Origin of the sequence: Acinetobacter kanungonis, from assembly GCF_009939195.1 — a bacterium.
Taxonomy (GTDB): Bacteria; Pseudomonadota; Gammaproteobacteria; order Pseudomonadales; family Moraxellaceae; genus Acinetobacter; species Acinetobacter kanungonis.
In genome coordinates this window covers 234,010-254,356 of record NZ_JAACKC010000001.1, presented here as the reverse complement: position 1 = coordinate 254,356, position 20,347 = coordinate 234,010, and the positions used below count along the sequence as shown (strand labels likewise).

16 protein-coding genes and 1 tRNA gene are annotated in these 20,347 nt (G+C 40.5%); 6 read left to right on the top strand and 11 right to left on the bottom strand.

All coding sequences use genetic code 11. The annotated features are described in order from the left end of the window. Window positions 1–351 precede the first annotated feature (351 nt). The 3 genes from GWK51_RS01110 (at window position 352) to GWK51_RS01100 (ending at window position 2,767) form a co-directional block, all read left to right on the top strand. Window positions 352–1,788 carry a gamma-aminobutyraldehyde dehydrogenase gene (locus GWK51_RS01110; RefSeq protein ID WP_161932774.1) on the top strand — a complete coding sequence of 479 codons (1,437 nt, stop codon included), beginning with the start codon at window positions 352–354 and terminating at the stop codon, window positions 1,786–1,788. Between the two features lie 64 nt (window positions 1,789–1,852). Beyond that, a complete protein-coding gene (locus GWK51_RS01105) occupies window positions 1,853–2,329 on the top strand; it encodes an ester cyclase (protein WP_161932349.1) in 477 nt (158 codons plus the stop codon). Window positions 2,330–2,690: 361 nt separating this feature from the next. Further along, a tRNA-Ile gene (locus tag GWK51_RS01100) sits at window positions 2,691–2,767 on the top strand. A gap of 202 nt (window positions 2,768–2,969) precedes the next feature. Here the strand turns inward: GWK51_RS01100 and GWK51_RS16710 are convergent. After that, the gene (locus tag GWK51_RS16710; RefSeq protein WP_268895752.1) at window positions 2,970–3,092 is read right to left on the bottom strand and encodes a hypothetical protein; all 123 of its coding nucleotides are present in this window, start codon (window positions 3,090–3,092) and stop codon (window positions 2,970–2,972) included. Window positions 3,093–3,478: 386 nt separating this feature from the next. On the opposite strand from GWK51_RS16710, the gene GWK51_RS01090 reads away from it, so the two are divergent. Further along, window positions 3,479–3,916, top strand: coding sequence for a hypothetical protein (locus GWK51_RS01090; protein ID WP_161932348.1), 438 nt, complete (start codon window positions 3,479–3,481; stop codon window positions 3,914–3,916). A gap of 602 nt (window positions 3,917–4,518) precedes the next feature. On the opposite strand, the gene GWK51_RS01085 is transcribed toward GWK51_RS01090, so the two are convergent. The 4 genes from GWK51_RS01085 to GWK51_RS01070 form a co-directional block, all read right to left on the bottom strand. Then, a complete protein-coding gene (locus GWK51_RS01085; RefSeq protein ID WP_161932347.1) occupies window positions 4,519–7,050 on the bottom strand; it encodes a TonB-dependent siderophore receptor in 2,532 nt (843 codons plus the stop codon). Window positions 7,051–7,108: 58 nt separating this feature from the next. After that, a complete protein-coding gene (locus GWK51_RS01080) occupies window positions 7,109–8,074 on the bottom strand; it encodes a FecR domain-containing protein (RefSeq protein ID WP_161932346.1) in 966 nt (321 codons plus the stop codon). A gap of 17 nt (window positions 8,075–8,091) precedes the next feature. Then, on the bottom strand, window positions 8,092–8,601 hold the full coding sequence (locus GWK51_RS01075) for a sigma-70 family RNA polymerase sigma factor (RefSeq protein WP_161932345.1): 510 nt from the start codon (window positions 8,599–8,601) through the stop codon (window positions 8,092–8,094). Between the two features lie 309 nt (window positions 8,602–8,910). Then, entirely contained in the window at window positions 8,911–9,201 is a 291-nt protein-coding gene (locus tag GWK51_RS01070) for a hypothetical protein (RefSeq protein WP_161932344.1), read from the bottom strand. Window positions 9,202–9,491: 290 nt separating this feature from the next. Between GWK51_RS01070 and GWK51_RS01065 the strand changes: the two genes are divergently transcribed. Beyond that, window positions 9,492–9,689: a hypothetical protein gene (locus GWK51_RS01065; RefSeq protein ID WP_161932343.1), complete on the top strand. Its 198-nt coding sequence runs from the start codon at window positions 9,492–9,494 to the stop codon at window positions 9,687–9,689. A gap of 104 nt (window positions 9,690–9,793) precedes the next feature. Here the strand turns inward: GWK51_RS01065 and GWK51_RS01060 are convergent, their stop codons facing one another. The 6 genes from GWK51_RS01060 to betI all read right to left on the bottom strand — a co-directional run bounded on the left by GWK51_RS01060 (window position 9,794) and on the right by betI (window position 17,732). After that, entirely contained in the window at window positions 9,794–10,279 is a 486-nt protein-coding gene (locus GWK51_RS01060; RefSeq protein ID WP_142769028.1) for a hypothetical protein, read from the bottom strand. 65 nt (window positions 10,280–10,344) lie between these two features. Further along, on the bottom strand, window positions 10,345–11,619 hold the full coding sequence (locus GWK51_RS01055; RefSeq protein WP_161932342.1) for an MFS transporter: 1,275 nt from the start codon (window positions 11,617–11,619) through the stop codon (window positions 10,345–10,347). 68 nt (window positions 11,620–11,687) lie between these two features. Further along, on the bottom strand, window positions 11,688–13,322 hold the full coding sequence (gene mqo / locus GWK51_RS01050; RefSeq protein WP_161932341.1) for a malate dehydrogenase (quinone): 1,635 nt from the start codon (window positions 13,320–13,322) through the stop codon (window positions 11,688–11,690). A 543-nt stretch (window positions 13,323–13,865) separates the two neighbouring features. Beyond that, complete coding sequence (gene betA, locus GWK51_RS01045) at window positions 13,866–15,533, bottom strand: choline dehydrogenase (RefSeq protein WP_161932340.1); 1,668 nt, start codon at window positions 15,531–15,533, stop codon at window positions 13,866–13,868. A 107-nt stretch (window positions 15,534–15,640) separates the two neighbouring features. Then, window positions 15,641–17,113: a betaine-aldehyde dehydrogenase gene (betB, locus tag GWK51_RS01040; RefSeq protein WP_161932339.1), complete on the bottom strand. Its 1,473-nt coding sequence runs from the start codon at window positions 17,111–17,113 to the stop codon at window positions 15,641–15,643. Then, complete coding sequence (gene betI, locus GWK51_RS01035; RefSeq protein WP_161932338.1) at window positions 17,106–17,732, bottom strand: transcriptional regulator BetI; 627 nt, start codon at window positions 17,730–17,732, stop codon at window positions 17,106–17,108. Before betI ends, betB begins: the two co-directional genes overlap by 8 nt. Before the next feature lie 554 nt (window positions 17,733–18,286). Here betI and GWK51_RS01030 point away from each other — a divergent pair. After that, window positions 18,287–20,347: a choline transporter gene (locus GWK51_RS01030; protein WP_100242665.1), complete on the top strand. Its 2,061-nt coding sequence runs from the start codon at window positions 18,287–18,289 to the stop codon at window positions 20,345–20,347.

Genomic DNA, 20,347 nt, shown 5'->3' with positions numbered 1-20,347 from the left:
GGGAAAAAATATCTTTTTTTGTGAAAATTAAGAAAAATAACTGTACATATTTGTATAGATGTAATTTTTGGAATTTAATTTATTTATTTTTATATTTTTCAATAATTTAATTGTTATTTAATCATCAAAAAAGCGATGATAATATTTAAAATATGTACATATAATAATGGAAATATATATTGTATTGCAATAGATATGTGAAAATATTTTTCCTTGACAAGAAAAAATAGAAATAATACATAAGCAGTTGTGGTGAATAGAAAGATATTTTATTGAATTGCGGAATAAGGAAATTGCATGACAGACCTTCATATTGGTGAAAATTTAGGACAGGCGAATGGATCTGTTCAAATGCACGTTAAACAATTAAAACATTTTATTAACGGTGAATTTATTCAAACAACAGGGATCGAATTCTTTGATTTAATTAGTCCTGTTAATGGTCAGATTTATGCTCAATCTCCAAATGCAACACAACAAGATGTTGATTATGCATATGATTGTGCAAAAGCTGCATTTAAAGTCTGGAGACGTTCAACTCCATCTATGCGTCAAAAAGCATTATTGGCTTTCGCAGATGCGCTAGAAACCCATGCAGACCAGCTGGTTGATGTACAAAGTTTAGAAACGGGTCAGCTTAAACATATGATTGCCGCTGAAGAAATTAAAACTTCGGCAGACCATATTCGTTTTTTTGCAGGTGCTGCCCGCTGCCTAGAAGGTAAATCGACAGGTGAATACTTAGAAGGCTTTACTTCCAGTATTCGACGTGAGCCGATTGGCGTGGTTGGGCAAGTTGCACCGTGGAACTATCCATTAATGATGGCGGTTTGGAAAATTGCGCCTGCTTTAGCTGCTGGTAATACGGTGGTTCTCAAACCAAGTGATACAACACCAAACAGTACCTTGCTTCTGGCAGAAATTGCAGCACCGTTTTTTCCGAAAGGTGCGATCAATGTCATTTTAGGTCTGGCAGATGCAGGTTCAAAAGTGGTGTCACATCCTGTTCCTGCAATGGTCTCCATTACAGGCTCAGTGCGTGCAGGACTCCAAGTGGCAGCGTCTGCTGCAAGTAACTTGGCAAAGGCACATTTGGAACTCGGTGGTAAAGCTCCTGTACTGGTATTTGAAGATGCGGATCTTGAAAAAGCCACCGATGCAATTTCTGTCGCGGGTTTCTTTAATGCGGGACAAGACTGTACGGCTGCGGCACGTGTATTGGTGCAAGAAAGCATTTATGAAGCGTTTATGGAAAAAATGCTGGAAAAGACCAAAAAAATCCACTGTGGTTTACCTGATGATGAAACCGCTTTGTATGGTGCCTTAAACAACCAAAGACAGTTAGTTCATATTCAAGGCTTTTTGGATCGTTTACCCGCACATGCCAAAATTGTGACAGGTGGAAAACAAGTGACGCAATACGCGGGCTACTATTTTGAACCAACCATCATCTGCGGTTTAGAACAACACGATGAAGCCATTCAAAATGAAATTTTTGGACCGATTGTAACCATCCAAACCTTTAAAGATGAGGAAGATGCCTTAGACAAAGCCAATGATGTTGAATTTGGTCTGGCGTCCAGCGTTTGGACAAATGACCATAGTCGCAGCATGCGTTTCAGCCGTGATTTGGATTTTGGTACGGTCTGGGTCAATGCGCACATTCCACTCACTGCGGAAATGCCACATGGTGGATTTAAAAAGTCGGGCTACGGCAAAGACTTATCCAGCTACGGATTTGAAGAATACACCCGCGTTAAACACGTGATGAGTGCATACGAAGACTAATTTTTAGCATGATGAATTTGGGATCATCATGCAATTTGCATATTTTTTCTAAAAGGGAAGACACATGAAAAATATTTTACAAGCACTGGTTTTAGTTCCTGTAATGGCAGGTGTAACAGTTGCACATGCTGCTGTACCTCCGAAACAGGTGGTTGAATCTTATATGAAAGCATGGAATCAACATAATCCTAACCAAGCCGCCTCTTATTTTGCTAAAGATGGCGTATTTTATGATGCTGCTGTAGGTACACCTCAGAAAGGACAAGAGGCAGCACGAGATAACGTGATTAGCGTATTTATTAATGCTGTACCTAATTTAAAGTGGGAAATGACCAGTACGCCAATTGAGAGTAAAGATGGTATTTCTTTCCAATGGCGCTTTACTGGGGATAACACTGGTGCATGGAGCAAAGATACACCTGCAACAAACAAGCCAATTAACTTTGAAGGTGTCAGCTTTGTTCGTGTTAAAAACGACAAAATTGTTTACCAAGGTGACTACTACGATTCTGCGACTTTGAACAAGCAGTTAGGCTGGTAATTCGTTAGATCTGATCCAAGCCCTGCTGTACTAGATTGATGATTAAATTGATATTTGCAGTAGGGTTTGGCATATAAAACCTTCATATTATTCTAAACAGTAAAAAAAGCTGACTGTAAAGAAAAGCATCTAAAAAATAAGTCGATGATTCTGATTCGGTTTGGTCAAAAAATGTCTATGTTAGCTTTACTCTTTTTTATGACATCGCTAAAATCACTCACGTAGTCAATACTTCACGATGATTAAATAAGTATATAGCAGATATTCAAACAACTGCCGCAAAAAACTTGCTTATTTAATCAAACATCGCTAGTATTGCTCAGTCTTCAAGTTATTGATTTAATTTCATTAACTTATATTTGGGCCTATAGCTCAGTCGGTTAGAGCAGCGGACTCATAATCCGTTGGTCCCCAGTTCGAGTCTGGGTGGGCCCACCAAATAAAACAACCACTTAGGTGCACTAATCCTAAGTGGTTTTTTGTTTTTAGAATCCATGTAAGCACTCAAAATATTTCTAATAAAGACGAGAATGTCGGTGGCTGAGATATATGGGCAATAAAAAACCTCCATTTGGAGGTTTGAGATTATTGATTTTATCTGTCGGCTTTATACACCCACTAAATTGCGAATGTCCGTCAGTCACCATTTTTCGCCATTGCCTGTCATCACAGGTTTCAAATCGCCTTTTCCTTGACTCGCCCAAACACGCAGGTTATTTGGCTTAAAACCAAGAATGGTCGCAGCATCAATCGAGTTGACCAAACTGATATCCGAAGCAATTAATTGAGATCAGTATTCTTCAAGCTTTAATTTAACTTTATTTATCATTTTTCCTTCACAATTTCATTCACTTCAACTCGTCTAACCATGATCGTGATTTTTATGATCTTGTGGCAATGGCGGTATACCTATTTATGGCAATCGTGATGCAATGATTGAGTTTTGGGGAATGATTTGCTTTATTTTGGGGGCTGCCTAATTGAGTTTGTTGGTAGGTGATTTAACAGATTGTTGGTAATAAATTGAATAGAATTTACCCAAAAATCGGGATGCAACTTTGCTTGTATATTTGCTAATTTGGTATGGCTTAACCTCATGTTTTGATTATAAATGGAAAAAAATTAATAATTTAAATGGAGTTAATGAAAATGAGTCATCATTCGCTTGCAGATAAAATTATTGCCTATAGTGATAAATATTTAGAAAATGCTGAACTAATATTTTTGAACCCAAATGAATTAAGAAGTTTGTCACAATGGGCTTTAGCTGTTCATCACCCCCTAATTAGAGATGCTCAGAATAACCCTGTTAATTATTGGGGTTTAGATATTATTATTGTTGAGGATCCTCGCTTTAAAGCATCTTTTTTTAGGAAAGAAGATATTCAATATGCTGTAGACCGTAATTTGGAAATAATTAAAAAATTTAAAACGATTGAGCCGCATCTAACCTATGTAAATCCTAGCGTTGATATTCCAGTGACCAATGAATTCCTCACCTTAAAAGTGCCTCATATAGTGAAAATGGCATATCAGAAATTCCTTGAGCAGCAAAAAATATATAAGGAAATGTATAAACGTGCATAACCAAACTATTTATATTCAACAAATCTGAACTTAATACTCCGCATATTAGCCCTATTCATAACGAAGGGGCTTTTTATGGCGACTACGTAAAACACAAGGATCTGGTGCAAAACTGCAGATTACGAAGCATCAGAGCCAGCTAACGACAAGAAGATGTTCGATACAACATTGAAGATACTCTTAGATCTCATCCTTGATAACTATAAATGTATCGAAAAAAAATTGATCAGTTGTTTAAAGCGATTGTTATTGAAGCATCTAAGAAAAAACCTTACAAAATCGAAATATCCAATATGATCTACTAGTAAAGTAGAGAATCGTATAGTTGAAGCACATGCTGATATGTCGGGTGTACAGTATCTTGATTCATAATCACAAACCATTGCATTCATTTAACGTAGTGACTTAGTGGATTTTATATTCGTGTTAGGGGAGCTTAGGGATATTTACTGATCAGGAAATGGGCAAGAATAGACGCTGAGTTATTATCGGGAATCGCTCTGATGAATCTGACAATGCTCTACAGAATAGACTTATTATTTATTCAATAGAGCATTTGATTTTAATTTGATTCAGTCATCTTATTTAAAAATGATGATTACCTACCATTGATAGCGAACGCCCACATTAAAGTTGGTCGGTGCTCCATAATAGCTATTGGTGGTCGATAGGTGATATTTCTCATTAAACAGATTATTCAATTTAAAGTTCAGCAATAAGTTTTCATTCACTTTATAGCGCGCCATTAAGTCTACGATGGCATAACTGTCCTGTGTAAACTTCACTTTGGTAGGTCCAGCATTGTCTGAATAAATATCGCTTTGCCAACGCAGACCACCACCAATGGTTAGGGCTTCATTGAGATAAGGCAGAGTATAAGTGCTAAATAATTTGGCAGTATTGTTGGGAATATTACTGTTGAGATTATTTCCCTGATTATCTTCAGATAGATTGCGTGTAAAACTGGCTGACACTAACCACACATCAGTCAATTTACCTGTGGTTTCCAGTTCAAACCCACGGCTTTCAGTGCCAGATTCTGTGCGGTAGGCTTGAGATCCATCGGGAGCATAGACATTGGTGATTGCGATGGCTTTGTTGTCTTCTTGGGTTTGATAAATCGCAGCTCCAAAATTCAATTGGTGATCAAAAAAGTCTGCCTTAATGCCAAGCTCAGTACTATTTCCGACTAAAGGCTCAATATATCCTCCAGTACTGGTTTTCTTGTCTTGAGGGGAAAAAATATTGGTATAACTCGCATATCCTGTCCAGTGCTCATTAAAATCATAGGTAATGCCAAAGTAGGGAATAACTTCTCCATTTTCTTGACGTTTCGCGTAGGTGGTGGTTTGGTCAGATGAAGAATAGTCGCCGTCAATGCGTTCCCAGTTTTCGACACGTGTCCCTAAAATAATTGCAAGCGGATCAGCAAGCTTAAGGCGAATTGCACCAAATACAGATTGGCTGGTTTCATCATTGCTATACCAGCCATCAATCATGGTTTCAGGACGACTCGGTGTGGTGCCATCCCAAGTAAAAATATTGTCCAAATCACTGTTCCATGTATAGGCATTATTCCAACCCGAATAGGTTGGTCGTTTATTTTCACTTTTGGTATAGGTGGTGCCCAAAAATACGTCATGGGTTTGATTAAACAGATCAAAACTTCCGTTTAGGGTAAGGTTAAACAAGTCTTGGGTGGGTTTATAATCCCAGCGTGTTGCATACAGCATTGCACCAGCACCCGTAACTTTATCTATGCCTGAACGGGAATAGGTATATCCAACCACTTCATCTGAAGCGGTTTCGGTTCGAGAAATTGTGCCTTTAATGCTCCAACGATCATTCAAGTGGTGTTCAATATCGGCAAAGTAGGCAGTGGTGGTGCGGTCGGAATAAGTCCAACTAGCCGCAGCAGAATCTGAGCGTGACCAATCTATCAAGCTGCCATCACTATAAAATGAGGGCAGACCACCGCGTGCAATACCTGAAATATCAATTTGTTGATAACTAGCACCAACGCTGGCTTTGGTATTTGGGCTTAAGTCAGCCTCTATCACACCATAGGCAATTTCACGGTCTTCACTGTAGCGATCAATATAGGAATCCCCCGTTTGATATGCCAGAACTGCTCGACCACGCACCGTTCCTGCATCATTTAGTGGAGAGGACACATCCACATCAGCACGATAAGTATCCCATGAGCCTAGGCTGCTACTGACGGAGGCTTTGAAATCTTGTAATGGTTTTTTGCGGACCATATTAATACTGGCACTTGCTGTTCCCGCACCCGTCATTAATCCATTTGCACCGCGGACAATTTCAACACGGTCAAACAGGGCGGTATCTTGGCTTTGGAAAATACTGGAATAAGAACTGAGCAGTTTGATGCCATCCAGCAAGTAACTGTCTACAGCTTGTCCTCGCGCATAAATGGGGGAGTTGTCACTACCAATATTGCCACTCTGATTAATGCTTAAACCTGCTGCCTGTGACACAACATCCGTCAATTGTGTCAAATGCTGATCTTCCATTTGCTGACGGGTAATGACACTGATCAATTGAGGTGTCTGTTTTATCGATAAGGCTAAACCCGTCGCGGCTGTACTCGCCTCAGCCTTATAGGTTCCTGAATTTTCAGTGATAAGGGGATGGGATTGCGCTTTCAATGCAATGGTTGGCAGATAGGTAGTGTTTGCATCCTCAAGCATTTGAGCTTGACTCAAACTATTGGTTGAGTGCGCTTGGGTTTGGATAGTCTCTAATTTTATAATGCGGGTTTCTTTCGGTGTTTGCTGGTTGGCTTGAATGCTATAGCCACCGTTGGTCACTTTGACTGCCACCAGCGCATGAGGCTGTAATAAAGTTGTCAGTGCCTGATCGACTGCGTAATTTCCTTTGAGGGCTTTACCCTGCATATTAGAAAGGGTTTTGGCGTCATAACTAATGGTGGTTCCCGTTTGAATCGCGAGCTGTTTAAGTGCTTCATCTAAAGGGAGTTGGGTGATATTGACTGGATAGGTAGTCACAGCATAAACCGTGGTGCTGGCAAGGCTACCTGCCATTAGTGGAATCCCCAATAACACTGCACGTATAGCAATTGCTAACGTGTTTTTAACCTGATTGTCCTTCATGTATTTTTCTCATTTGAGCAGCTATTTCTCTCTAAGTCGAATAACTCAGAAAAACAGCTCATTTTTTTTGAATTTTTTTGATATTGAGTAAATATGGACCGTAATTTTTCAGCTCAAGTGCATGGGTATATGCCAGTGTTTCAATGCTGTTGTGTGGGTGGGTTAGTGAAAATACGCCCGAAACAGGGAGTTTTTTTAAGTCATCTTCCAAATGGTAAATACCGTGCTGATAGCGATAAAGTTCATTCAGGACTTGGTCTAGTGGCCAGTTTTCAACGACTAACAGGTGCTGAGTCCAATAGGGCTGCTGATTCTGGAGCAGTTGAGCTGATGAAATCTCATGATCATTAAAACTAGCGGACAGTCCCTGTTGAAGAACTTTTACTTGGGTATTTTTATGAGGATGGATTGCCACCGCATGTTGAAAGACCTCGACGTGGGTGGATTTATTTTTCTCCTGCTGGACAGTAAATTCAGTTCCGAGTGCCTCAACCAAACCAGATTGGGTTTTTACTAAGAAAGGGCGATGCTGAACATCCTTTGCCGTTCGGATAAAGATTTCACCTTCGATCAGTTTGATCCGTCGCGTGTGCGCGGTATATTCAATATCGACATAACTATCACTGGCTAAGACCAGTTGAGAGCCATCCTCTAGATTAAAATTTTGAATTTCCCCAACTTGGGTATGCAAATCGCATTGCCACTTATCCCATGGCAATAGGCTCAAGCTACTGCCTAACAGCACCAGACCCGAAAGACTCAGCATCAGGTTCCGTTTCACAGCTGTCTTAAATTTTTGATTGGAATCTACCAACGTTTGGGGATGAATCTGTGTTGGCAGTTGGCTCAAACCTTGCGTGAACTGTTCCAGATGTTGTATGGCTAAAGCATGTTCAGGGCTCTGGGATTTCCATTGTTCAAATTCAAGCTGTACTTGATTGGACATATCTCCAGAGTGCAGTAGAACCATCCAGTCTGCCGCAGTATTGAGTATCTCATCTGAGATTTTTAATGAAGGGGGCATGATGAATCTGTGCTCATTTATGGGTACGAGAGACTTAGGCAGGCTAAAAAGGCGTGTTTCATTTCTCTTTTTACTGTGGCTTCTGAAATGTTAAATTTTTGACTGATTTCTTTATAGGTTAGACCATCAAGCTGGGAAAGTAAGAAGACTTGCGCAGTCCGCGTGGGTAATTGATCTAATAAGACATGTAATTGCAATAAAGTCTCGCGGATACACATCTCATGTTCTACGGAAGGGTGTGCTTCTTCTGGAAGTTGAGCCAATGCCTCTAAATACAGTCGCTCAATATGCTGCCGCCGCCAGTAATCAATGATCACATGTTTAGCAATCCCCATAAACCATGCTTGCGGTTCTTTAATCTTTTCATACTGATATTGGCTTTTTAACGCGCGATAGAAGACTTCCTGACTTAAATCTTCGGACTGATGGTGATGTTGTAGTTTGTGCTTAAACCAAGATAACAGGGTGGATTGGTGTAAGTGAAATTGATCACTGAACCATGAGTTTCTAGGCGTCTTTGAATCCATATGTAACCTTTGCCACTTCAAACATCCAAGTTATGAAAGTGAAAAGGAGATGAATGTTTTAATTAATTGTAATGATAATTATTATCATAATCAATATAAGATATTTAAGTCTTAGAGTAGTCGTCTATAATTTCTAAGAGCATTCAGAGTCAAGCAAGATGTAGGTAGATAAAGAGCTACAATTTCTTGATTTGCGCTTATTTAGAGAAATACCATATACGGAAAATTTCTATAGGCTCATAAAAAAGGAAACTGCTATGAGTACAGTTCCCTTTTATTTTATAGTTCTATGTTGTTGTTTAAGTCACATTACATTAACCAAGTTTCTTTAGTCCCAGTATCAACGTACTCCCAAAATTGATGTACACCATTATCATGAAACTTGAGTGTAAAGGGTTTGTCGGTAATCAGTTCTGTCACACAATTTTGATAAGAAACAATAACTTTAGCGAAAATTTCATTATCATGATTTTGATAAAAACTTATACTTGGTGTTGTATTTTCAAGGAAATAACAATTTTCAGGTAAAAAGACCATTTGTTTTGCGGTATCAATTGCTTCTGTACGGTCTTTAGCAGAAAAGAATACATCGAAATTCATAGTATAGAACCTCATGGAATATCCCTTTCTATATTTTAAATAGAACTTTATAAAATGCAAAATAAATCACATTATTTAAAAATAAAGATACATAAGTTGATTAAATGTAAAATTATTTGACTTTAGTCAGATAGGGTTGCTCATTTTCTCGCAGATTAAGGGGGGTATGGGGAGATACAAAATAGTTTTTCTTTAAAAACAGTGATGTATTTATCAATAAATTATCTTATATTGATAAACTTCAATAAATTTTTTAGAATAATACCTGATCTAGTAAGTTAGAGGTTGTTATGATCTTTTTTGATGGAGAACAAGTTTTCCCTGATCGAGCAAATAACTTTAAAACTTTCTTAAAAAAATATTTGATTGAACAAGATGGCGAATATTTATTAGAAGAAAAATCTTTTGTTTATGATGCTGAAAGTGATGAGTTCCTTGAATCGGATATTCAGGCTTTTTACTCGCTTTGGTCTGCAATTTTAGACTAATTTAAAAACCGCCTGAGGGCGGTTTTTTATAATATATTATTTAAGTCTATTGCTTATGTTCTTTTAAAATTTATATCAAAACTTTAAATTTTTTAATTCATCATTTATAACGCTCCAAATTGCTGCCAAGTTTCACCATTGTGCAGGGAGTTATAGTAGTTTTGTAGTTCGACCAACTCATAATATTGGCTATAAGCTAGCAGCAGCAGACCCATCACCAGTCCTATTTTCAAGAGCATCAAGCGTGTTGGGTGTTTATATAAACTATCAAGACCAAATAGGGTCAGCATGAGCGCTGGAATCAGGACAATCGCTTTTAAATGACTCAAAAAATCCAGCCCGTGGGTATATAACAATCCTACAATCAGCAATACCAGTCCTAAACTGGCGTAAATGCGACTATCCAGCGAAGTTCGTAAGGCAAAAATACACTGTAGAACCAGTATAAAACTGGCAAAGAGATAGAATGTGGTACCCCCAATAATCACCGTATACATGGCGTTCAGCACACAATACGCCAAGATGACAAAGATGATCACAAAATAAATCAGCGTATAAAGTCGATGGGTCAATTCGGTTGTTTTTGCCATAAAAATCAATCCTTATCTAAACTCATTACGCATGAAATAAGCATAGGCATATTCTGTGTAAGCTTCTATTTTTCTGTTGTAAGTATTGTATATTTCTCATAACTTGATGGTGTTTTGAGTAAATCTCGGGTACGAAAAAAGCTGAAAAGACACAGACTTAAACATAGACTGCCTCCGATGAGTAATGCAGGGGTAATGGAAAAATAACGTGATGCCATACTGCTGTTTAACGCACCCATTTGATTACCCGTAGTGACCAATATGCCGTTGAGTGCCGCAACACGACCATGTAAGTCTTGAGGAGGGAGTTGTTGTAACAGATTCTGGCGAATCACCATACTGATGCTGTCCAAAGCACCAATCAGCATAAGCAGGGCGATACATATCCAAAGTGATGTGGATAAGGCAAATACAAATGTCGCGATTGCGATTCCTATGCTGGCAAGTAACATATTGCGCCAAGCATTTTGGCTTGGCGTAAAATGCAGTAATACACACATCATGATAGCCGTGCCGATAGCTGGTGCTGCTCTTAGTAAGCTTAAGCCTTCGGCGCCTAAATGCAGTACATCGTGAGCGACGATTGGAAGTAGCACGAGGACACTACAAAATAAGGCTGTAAAAAGATCTAATAACATGCTCCAGAACAGTAAGCGCTGTTGCAGCATAAATCCAAAAGCGTGTTTTAAACTTTGCAAAACTTGGCTGTGTGTCGAGGTCGGAAAACTTCGCGGATTGAGCCGCCAAACAGCAAGGCTGCCGATACAACTCAACAGAAAGACAACACCTAGCGTTGTAATTAGTCCAACATGGCTCAGCAATAATCCCGCACATAGCGGAGCTGCAATGGCTCCAAATTGCCAAATCGAAGTGGTCCAAGTGGCGGCATTGTTTTCCGCTCGACGAGCGATTAAAAAAGGGCGTATTGAATTAAATGCAGGGCTGTATATTCCGCGCAAAATGCCTAAGCAAAAAATAAGAAAATAAACCAAGCAGAGTAGCGTGTTTTGCTCAATCTGTTGGTTCTGGAAAGTATAAAACACCACAATCAGTAACAGCGGAATGCTGCTACTCAAACTAAAGCTCCATTGCAGCAGCTTTTGACGATTATATCGATCTGCCCAATGCCCGCCCAAAAATGACAAGCCAATAAAAGGCAGCAGTTCTACGACTGCAATGAAGCCTAAACTGAGTGGATCTTGGGTTATTTGATAAAGTGCAAAACCAATGGCGACTTCTTGCATCACTACAGCAAGGACCAAACAAAGTTGATTGAGGCTAAGCAAAGAGAAATCACGACAACGAAAAGCAATAAAGGCTTCAGACTGAAGATAAGACATAAAAAATATTGGAATAATATGAAAAACAAAAGGATGAACCGTAGTTCATCCTTCTGATAGAGATGAAATTATTGCGCTTTGCTTAGAGCAGCTGTTGAATCATTGGCTGCTTGCGGCATAGGCGTATATTTCAGTCCTAAAGTTTGGCTGGTGTATTGACGTACTTGGTCAAGTAACACTGGGTTTGTGCTTAACTCTTGTTGGTACGATTTTACAATCTCATGTAATTTCGGATTCCATTTACCTTGTACTTGTTGCGGGAAGGCTTTTTCAAGCAAACTCAACATGATGTAGGGTGAAGTCGAAGCACCAGGTGATGCACCAAGTAGGGCTGTTACAGCACCATCTTTAGAAGCGAAGATTTCTGTACCAAATTGAAGTTTGGCTGGTTTGCCATCTTCTTTTTTGATGATTTGTACACGTTGACCGCCGTGGTTTAAACGCCAATCTTCAGGTTTTGCATCTGGATAATATTTTTTCAATTCATTGAAACGATCTTCATCCGTCATCATGACCTGACTCACCAAATATTTCACCAAGTCCAGATTTTCCAGACCGACAGCGGTCATTGGTAAGACATTGTTTTTGGTGGTCGATTTTATTAAATCTAGTTGAGAACCTTGCTTCAAAAACTTGTTTGAATAGGTTGCAAATGGTCCAAACAACACATATTTTTTACCGTCAATATAACGCGTATCAATATGTGGCACAGACATTGGCGGAGCACCGAGTTCAGCACGACCATACACTTTAGCGGTATGGCCAGCAGTCACTTTAGGGTTGTCTGTCATCAAGAACACGCCACCCACAGGGAAACCTGCATATTGCTTAGATTCAGGAAGATCAGTCATCTGCAATAATTTAATTGCAGCACCGCCCGCACCAATAAACACGAAGCGCGTTTTTACATGCTTGGTTGCATCTGTTTTCAAATTTTTGAAAGAAACCGTCCAAGTTTTGTCATCATTTTGGCTAATGCCCGTGACTTCTGTTGAGGTTTCTAATTTGAAGTTGGATTGCTTGTTTAGGTGATTAACCAATTGTGTGGTAATAGAACCATAGTTGACGTCAGAACCAACATCCATACGCGTTGCTGCAACTTTTTGCGAAGCATCGCGACCATTCATGACCAATGGCGCCCATTGTTTAATTTCAGCAGGATTTTCTGAAAATTTCATGCCGTAGAACATTGGGTTTTGAACCATTGCTGTATAACGTTTTTCTAGGAAGTTAACGTTGTCGCCCCAGACAAAAGCAATGTGCGGAACAGGGTTAATAAAGCTTGTTGGTTCGCCTAAAACGCCTTGTTTAACTTGGTAAGACCAGAATTGTTTTGCAACTTCAAACTGTTCAGCCACTTTTACCGCTTTGGTAATGTCCATTTTACCGTCTTTCTCAGAGGTATAGTTCATTTCCATAAAGCCAGAGTGACCTGTGCCTGCATTGTTAAAGCCATTAGAGCTTTCTTGAGCAACTTGGTCGAGTCGTTCGTACATGCGGATTTGCCAGTTCGGTTCCAGTTCGGTGAGATAAGTGCCTAAGGTCGCACTCATAATGCCACCACCAACTAAAACGGCATCGACAACAGGTTCATTATTTGAGGTTTGAATTTTTTTAGACGCAGTTGTACGGAATAAAAAAATCAATACTGCAAGCAAAAGCAGTACGACAAATACCGTGAGGTATTTTAAAAAAGTTTTCATGCGATTTTGACCTTGGGAGCAGGTGTTTTGTATCGCTTTAGAGCGAATAGAGAGCAACAAAAAATATAAAAAGAGGGTGACGGAAATGGTGGCAAAACTAAAAGTTCAGAAGAGAGGGAGTGAAATACATGAATCCTTAAGAATAAGAAAAAATGTACCTTTTAGTTTAACCACACATTTCCAATCGGTTGCCATTTTAGACGAAATAAGTATTGACTAAGTAATTTTTATTATAAATGTGGATATAATATGTATAAATTTGAGTGATGGTTAAATTATTTTTTATGAATTTCAGTGATTTATATTAAAACTATTTCTTCTATAAATCAATGAACTACAAGTTTATCCTAATTAAACCCTAATTTTAACTATAATCACAGCAGAATATTCACTATATGATAATGCATGAATTCTAAGCAATTTAAATAATGAAAATATATTCAAAATATATCTAATTGTAATACCTAAAAAATATAAGGAATTAAAAAGACCACATTAATTCATCGCAATAATGTGGTCTGATTGCTCATGAGTGTTTGAAAATTACGCAGATGAACGGGCTTGATAAAAACCAGCATTGGAACGTGCCAATGCAGGTCGGCCACGAATTTGATCGGCAATTTTCTCAGCCATCATAATCGTGGTGGCATTTAAATTCCCTGTGATAATCAGCGGCATAATAGAGGCATCAATCACACGTAAATTATGCAGACCATGCACACGTCCTTGACCATCGACCACCGCCATTTCATCTTCGCCCATTTTGCAGCTACATGAAGGGTGGTAGGCCGTTTCAGCATGATTGCGTACGAAGTCATCTAATTCCGCATCACTGCTTAAATGTTTGCCCGGACTGATTTCTTCACCGCGATAAGGATCTAACGCAGGTTGCTGCATAATTTCACGTGTAATCCGAATGGCATCGCGGAATTCGCGCCAATCTTGCTCTGTGGACATATAGTTAAACAGAATACTTGGATGTTCAAACGGATCTTTAGATTTCAGTTTGATGCGCCCGCGCGAGGGTGAGCGCATAGAACCGACGTGGGCTTGAAAGCCATGTTCTTTGACTGCGTTGCTACCATTGTAGTTAATCGCAACAGGCAGGAAATGATACTGAATATTCGGCCAAGAAAATTCATCGGAAGAGCGAATAAAACCACCTGCTTCAAATTGGTTGCTGGCGCCAATCCCCGTCCCGTTGAATAACCATTCTGCACCAATAGCAGGCTGGTTATACCATTTCAAGGCGGGGTAGAGCGAAACAGGCTTTGTGCATTTATATTGCAGGTACATTTCCAGATGGTCTTGTAAATTTTCCCCGACACCAGGTAAATCATGTACAAGTGCAATCTCTAAAGCACGCAGTAGCTCACTAGAGCCTACACCTGAACGCTGTAAAATTTGCGGTGATGCAATTGCGCCTGCACAGAGCAAGACTTCTTTATTGGCATAGACCTGATGTAACTGTCGTTGATTTGCGCCTTGCAGATATTCGACGCCAATTGCTTGTTTGCCACTAAACAGAATTTTATGGGTGGTGGCATGCGTCATAATGCTCAAATTAGCACGCTGCTTTGCCATATCCAGATATCCGCGTGCTGTACTGGCGCGTCGACCATTGGGCGTGACAGTTCGATCCATAGGACCAAAACCTTCTTGCTGATAGCCGTTTAAGTCATCTGTACGTGGATAACCTGCTTGTACGCCAGCTTCCACCATGGCATGAAACAGTTCATTATTATTGGCTTTTGGTGTCGCCACGCTCACGGGTCCATGATCACCATGGTAGTCATTGGCGCCAATATCGCGACTTTCTGCTTTGCGGTAGTAAGGCAGGCAATCGGCATAGCTCCAGTTTTCCAAACCTTTTAAAGTCGACCATTGTTCTAAGTCCATGGCATTGCCACGGATATAACACATGCCATTAATCAGTGAAGATCCACCCAAACCTTTGCCGCGTCCACATTCCATGCGGCGGTTATTCATATGTGGTTCGGGGTCGGTCAGATATGCCCAGTTGTAACGTCGACCTTGCAGTGGATAAGCCAGTGCAGCAGGCATTTGGGTACGAAAATCGAGTCGGTAGTCAGGTCCGCCTGCTTCTAATAATAAAACAGAGACATCGGCATCTTCGGTTAAACGTGCAGCAAGAACATTACCTGCAGAGCCAGCGCCAATAATAATATAATCGTAGTGTGTAGAATGCATAATGATCCTTTTTCTATGGCAGTACCACGCCCGATTAGAGCGTGGCGACATGTTGAGTTGAGGATGTAAAAACAGAAAAATAAAGAATAAAGGTCAGTATTTAGCGTTTAGAAAATACTGTGATAATCGCCCAATTCGACTTGAATGGATTTAATGCGGGTGTAATGTTGCAGGGTAGAGATACCATTTTCACGTCCCACACCAGATTGCTTATAGCCCCCGACAGGCATTTCAGCAGGGGATTCGCCCCACGTATTAATCCAGCAAATGCCCGCTTCAAGTTGGTGAATAATGCGGTGTGCCTGCGAGATATCTTGTGTGACAACTCCAGCTGCAAGACCGTAAATGGTCTGGTTGGCACGTTGAATGGCTTCTTCAATGCTGTCATAAGTCAAAATACTCATCACAGGTCCAAAGATTTCATCTTGTACAATCTGCATATTGTCATGACAGTCCGTAAAGACAGTTGGCATGACATAGGCGCCATGAGCAAGTTCAGCAGACGTTGCTCGTTCACCCCCAATTAAAAGTGTCCCACCTTGCTGTTTGCCCAATTCAATATAAGACAAGACTTTTTCCATATGCGGGAAACTGGTGAGCGGACCAAAATTGGTTTCGGCTTGCATTGGGTCACCCACACGAATACGTTTAACACGTTCGAGTACAGCCTGTTCAAACTCGACTTTCAGGTTGCTTGGAATAAATACACGCGTACCGTTGGTACATACCTGACCCGAACTAAAGAAATTTGCCATCACTGCAATATCCGCAGCGCGGTCAAGATGGGCATCAGGGCAAATGATGAGCGGAGATTTGCCACCGAGTTCCATGGTGATTTCTTTTAAACTGGAAGCGGCTGCACTGGACATGACTTTCTTGCCTGTTTCCACACCACCTGTAAACGAGATTTTGGCAATGTCAGGATGCTCAGTCAGCCATTGACCGACTTCATGTCCAAGCCCTTGAACCACGTTAAAGACCCCAGCAGGTAAACCCGCTTCGGTATAAATTTCAGCCAGCTTAAAGGCCGTCAGTGGCGTAATTTCACTGGGTTTGAAAATCATGGCATTCCCCGCAGCTAAGGCAGGTGCAGATTTCCATAGGGCAATTTGAATAGGGTAGTTCCACGCGCCTATACCCGCTACAACGCCTAAGGGTTCACGACGGGTATAGAAAAAACTACTTTCACGAAGGGGCACTTGTTCGCCCTGAATCGCGGTTGCAAGACCTGCATAATATTCGAGAACATCCGCGCCGGTGACAATATCGACGCTGGAAGTTTCGCTATAAGCTTTACCCGTATCGAGCGTTTCCAGACGGGCAAGTTCATCATTACGTTCACGTAAAATATCTACGGCACGACGCAGAATACGTGCCCGTTCAACAGCCGTCATGGCAGCCCAAACGTGTTGCCCTTGTTGGGCACTTTTTACCGCCGCATCTACATCGGCTTTAGCGGCTTGCTGAACGATAGCAAGGATTTGACCTGTTGCAGGATTAATCGTATCGAAGGTTTTACCACTGGTGGCATTGACATACTGTCCATGGATATACAATTGATGTAATTGTGCATCATTCATTTTGCTGTTCCTGCCGTATCTGTTGTATTAAGCGAAGTTGCATATCGACATAGTCGTATGCAATAGAACGTGCCAAGTCACGATCAAATGCTTGATGACCACTTAAACTGCCGCGTAACCAAAGACCATCAATCAAAGCAGCCAGCCCTTTGGCGACAAGGCTGGCTTGGTCTTTGGGCATCATCTGCAGTAAATGAAATTTCAAATTTGAATAAAGACGCTGGTCGTTTATTCGCTGCAAGCGACCTAAATCGGGCATGTGCATGCTGGCGGACCAGAAATCTAACCAGACACGCATCGCCGTTTGATTCACCTGACTGATGTCAAAGTTGGCATCAATAATTGCCTTGAGTAAATTTTCTGGAGTGGGCTGACTAACTTTGGCTTTATAGGTTGCCGCCGTTTCACGTAATACAAAGAGCATTTGCCGCATACAGCTTTCAATCAGACCCTGTTTATCACCAAAATAATGACTCACAATACCTGTAGAAAGTTGGGCTTTTTTTGCAATCTGAGCAATGGTGGTATTGGATAAACCCACCTCGTAAATGACCTCATAGGCTGCGCGTATGATTTCTTCACGACGTTCATGCTCAGGTTTTACTCTACGTTTATTCATGATAATCCAGAAAATTTACCTTAGATTTAAAGGTGTTAGATTCAATTATTGACATGGAAAACATCATAGCATTTTTTTATGATACTTTTAATTGATTGAACGTTCAATCAATTAAAAGTATCATGTTGTATAAATTGAATGCAGCTTTGCAAAGTTTGTGCTCAATTTTTTAAGCATTAATGCTTATATATCATATGGATAGATTTGTAGTTGGCTTAGGATGAGTCCGTGTCGAGGTACGCGCATTTTTTTATGTTCTTGCTTGGAGCATTGGATACAACACCTAAAAGCCCCTACAAAATTGAGTTTAAGGAGAAGAACCGTTTATTTATGTCGTTCTCATGTTGGAATTGGTTGTGTAAGCAGGGCAAATTCAGGGAATTTGTTACACTGCCACACATCTTTATATTCTGGCTAAGCATTCGGTTACACGAAGATAGCATTTTTGTCGGAGACAAAAGTACTGTCGTATAGCACTTGTCGATTTTTAAGCTCTCGACAGCGAGAAGTTTAAAAATTGATATTCAACTTATATTTACTTCCTTGAGGATTGTATGGCAACAGATAATCCAAGAGCAGTTGATGATCAAACATTAGCGCCAAAAGACCGTTTAAATGGTGTGGTCTTTTATATTTCAGCTCTCATTATTTTAATTTTTTCGATTACCACCATTTTGTTCAATGACTTCGCCAATCAAACGCTGAATGCAGTTTTGGCTTGGGTCAGTTCCACCTTCAGTTGGTACTATTTACTGGCTGCCACACTGTATATGGTGTTTGTGATTTTTATTGCCTGTTCACGCTATGGCGATATTAAGCTCGGCCCCAAACATTCCAAACCCGAATTTAGTTTACTCAGTTGGTCTGCCATGCTGTTTTCAGCAGGGATTGGCATCGACTTGATGTTCTTCTCGGTCGCTGAACCTTTATCCCATTATATGCATCCACCTGTAGGTGAAGGGCAGACCTTTGAAGCGGCACGCCAGAGTATGGTCTGGACTTTATTCCATTATGGTCTGACAGGATGGTGCATGTACGCCTTGATTGGCATGGCACTGGGATATTTCAGTTATCGCTATAATTTGCCACTCACCATCCGTTCTGCGCTTTATCCGATTTTTGGTCAAAAAATTCATGGTCCGATTGGACATAGTGTGGATACTGCCGCGGTGATCGGGACGATTTTTGGTATTGCGACCACCTGTGGTATTGGTGTCGTGCAGCTGAATTATGGTTTACATGTACTGTTCGACTTACCTGAAAATCTGTGGATGCAGGCAGCCCTAATTGGTGTTGCCGTGGTGATGACCATTATTTCAGTGACTTCGGGTGTAAATAAAGGTCTGCGCATACTCTCGGAAGTGAATATTTATGTATCCGTGGGTTTGATGCTATTTATTTTATTCCTCGGCAATACTGAATTTTTGCTGAATACTTTTGTGCAAAATATTGGCGATTATATTAGCCGTTTCCCAAGTATGACCTTGGAAAGTTTTGCCTTTCAGCAACCCAAAGAATGGATGAACAGTTGGACGCTATTCTTCTGGGCTTGGTGGGTGGCTTGGTCGCCTTTTGTTGGACTTTTCCTTGCGCGTATTTCACGTGGGCGTACCATTCGTGAATTTGTCAGTGGCACCTTAATCATCCCGTTATTTTTTACCCTAACGTGGCTGTCAATTTTCGGAAATAGTGCATTACACAATGTGATTTTTGATGGAAATCTGGCATTGGCTCAAACGGTCATTGCCAATCCAGCACACGGTTTCTACGACTTGTTGGCTCAATATCCGTATTTTCCTTTTATTGCAGGCGTCGCAACCATTACAGGGCTGTTGTTTTATGTGACTTCAGCCGATTCAGGTGCATTGGTGTTAGGGAATTTCACTACGCAATTTACCAATGTCGACCATGATGCACCGCGTTGGCTCAGTGTATTTTGGGCAATTGCCATTGGCTTATTGACCTTGGCCATGTTAATGACCAATGGGATTACCGCTTTGCAAAATGCCACCATTATCATGGGGCTGCCTTTTAGTTTTGTGATGTTCTTGGTCATGGCAGGTTTATATAAATCTTTAAGACTTGAAGATTATCGACAAGCCAGTAGTAGTTTGAATGCAGCACCTGTGGTGGGTAATGTGGATATCTTAAACTGGAAAAAGCGCTTGTCACGGGTGATGCATCACCCCGGAACGACCGATACTAAACGCATGTTGGATGAAATCTGCCGACCTGCGGTGCTGGCCGTCGCAGAAGAAATGCAAAAAAGAGGCGTGAATATTGACGTTCAGGAAAGTGCATTAGAGCAAGATCCAACTTTATATCATTTGGATTTGATTATTCATTTGGAAGAAGAACAGAACTTTGTCTATCAAATCTGGCCAGTACGTTATATCGCACCCACATTTAGTGAACGTGGTAAGTTGGGTAAGCGGTTTTATTTCCGTTTGGAAACCTATCTTTATGAAGGCTCACAAGGGAACGATTTGGTTGGTTACACCAAAGAGCAAGTCATTAATGATATTCTAGACAGATACGAACGACATATGACCTTCTTACATATAAACCGAATCAGTCCTGGAAATCGTCCGTTATTTCCAGACCCACAAGGCTAA

What these genes read in the sequence shown, in the direction of transcription:
- GWK51_RS01110 (WP_161932774.1), top strand. Translation starts at nt 352, where the DNA reads ATGCACGTTAAACAATTAAAACATTTTATTAACGGTGAATTTATTCAA.
- GWK51_RS01105 (WP_161932349.1), top strand. Translation starts at nt 1,853, where the DNA reads ATGAAAAATATTTTACAAGCACTGGTTTTAGTTCCTGTAATGGCAGGT.
- GWK51_RS01090 (WP_161932348.1), top strand. Translation starts at nt 3,479, where the DNA reads ATGAGTCATCATTCGCTTGCAGATAAAATTATTGCCTATAGTGATAAA.
- GWK51_RS01085 (WP_161932347.1), bottom strand. Translation starts at nt 7,050, where the DNA reads ATGAAGGACAATCAGGTTAAAAACACGTTAGCAATTGCTATACGTGCA.
- GWK51_RS01080 (WP_161932346.1), bottom strand. Translation starts at nt 8,074, where the DNA reads ATGCCCCCTTCATTAAAAATCTCAGATGAGATACTCAATACTGCGGCA.
- GWK51_RS01075 (WP_161932345.1), bottom strand. Translation starts at nt 8,601, where the DNA reads ATGGATTCAAAGACGCCTAGAAACTCATGGTTCAGTGATCAATTTCAC.
- GWK51_RS01070 (WP_161932344.1), bottom strand. Translation starts at nt 9,201, where the DNA reads ATGAATTTCGATGTATTCTTTTCTGCTAAAGACCGTACAGAAGCAATT.
- GWK51_RS01065 (WP_161932343.1), top strand. Translation starts at nt 9,492, where the DNA reads ATGATCTTTTTTGATGGAGAACAAGTTTTCCCTGATCGAGCAAATAAC.
- GWK51_RS01060 (WP_142769028.1), bottom strand. Translation starts at nt 10,279, where the DNA reads ATGGCAAAAACAACCGAATTGACCCATCGACTTTATACGCTGATTTAT.
- GWK51_RS01055 (WP_161932342.1), bottom strand. Translation starts at nt 11,619, where the DNA reads ATGTCTTATCTTCAGTCTGAAGCCTTTATTGCTTTTCGTTGTCGTGAT.
- mqo (WP_161932341.1), bottom strand. Translation starts at nt 13,322, where the DNA reads ATGAAAACTTTTTTAAAATACCTCACGGTATTTGTCGTACTGCTTTTG.
- betA (WP_161932340.1), bottom strand. Translation starts at nt 15,533, where the DNA reads ATGCATTCTACACACTACGATTATATTATTATTGGCGCTGGCTCTGCA.
- betB (WP_161932339.1), bottom strand. Translation starts at nt 17,113, where the DNA reads ATGAATGATGCACAATTACATCAATTGTATATCCATGGACAGTATGTC.
- betI (WP_161932338.1), bottom strand. Translation starts at nt 17,732, where the DNA reads ATGAATAAACGTAGAGTAAAACCTGAGCATGAACGTCGTGAAGAAATC.
- GWK51_RS01030 (WP_100242665.1), top strand. Translation starts at nt 18,287, where the DNA reads ATGGCAACAGATAATCCAAGAGCAGTTGATGATCAAACATTAGCGCCA.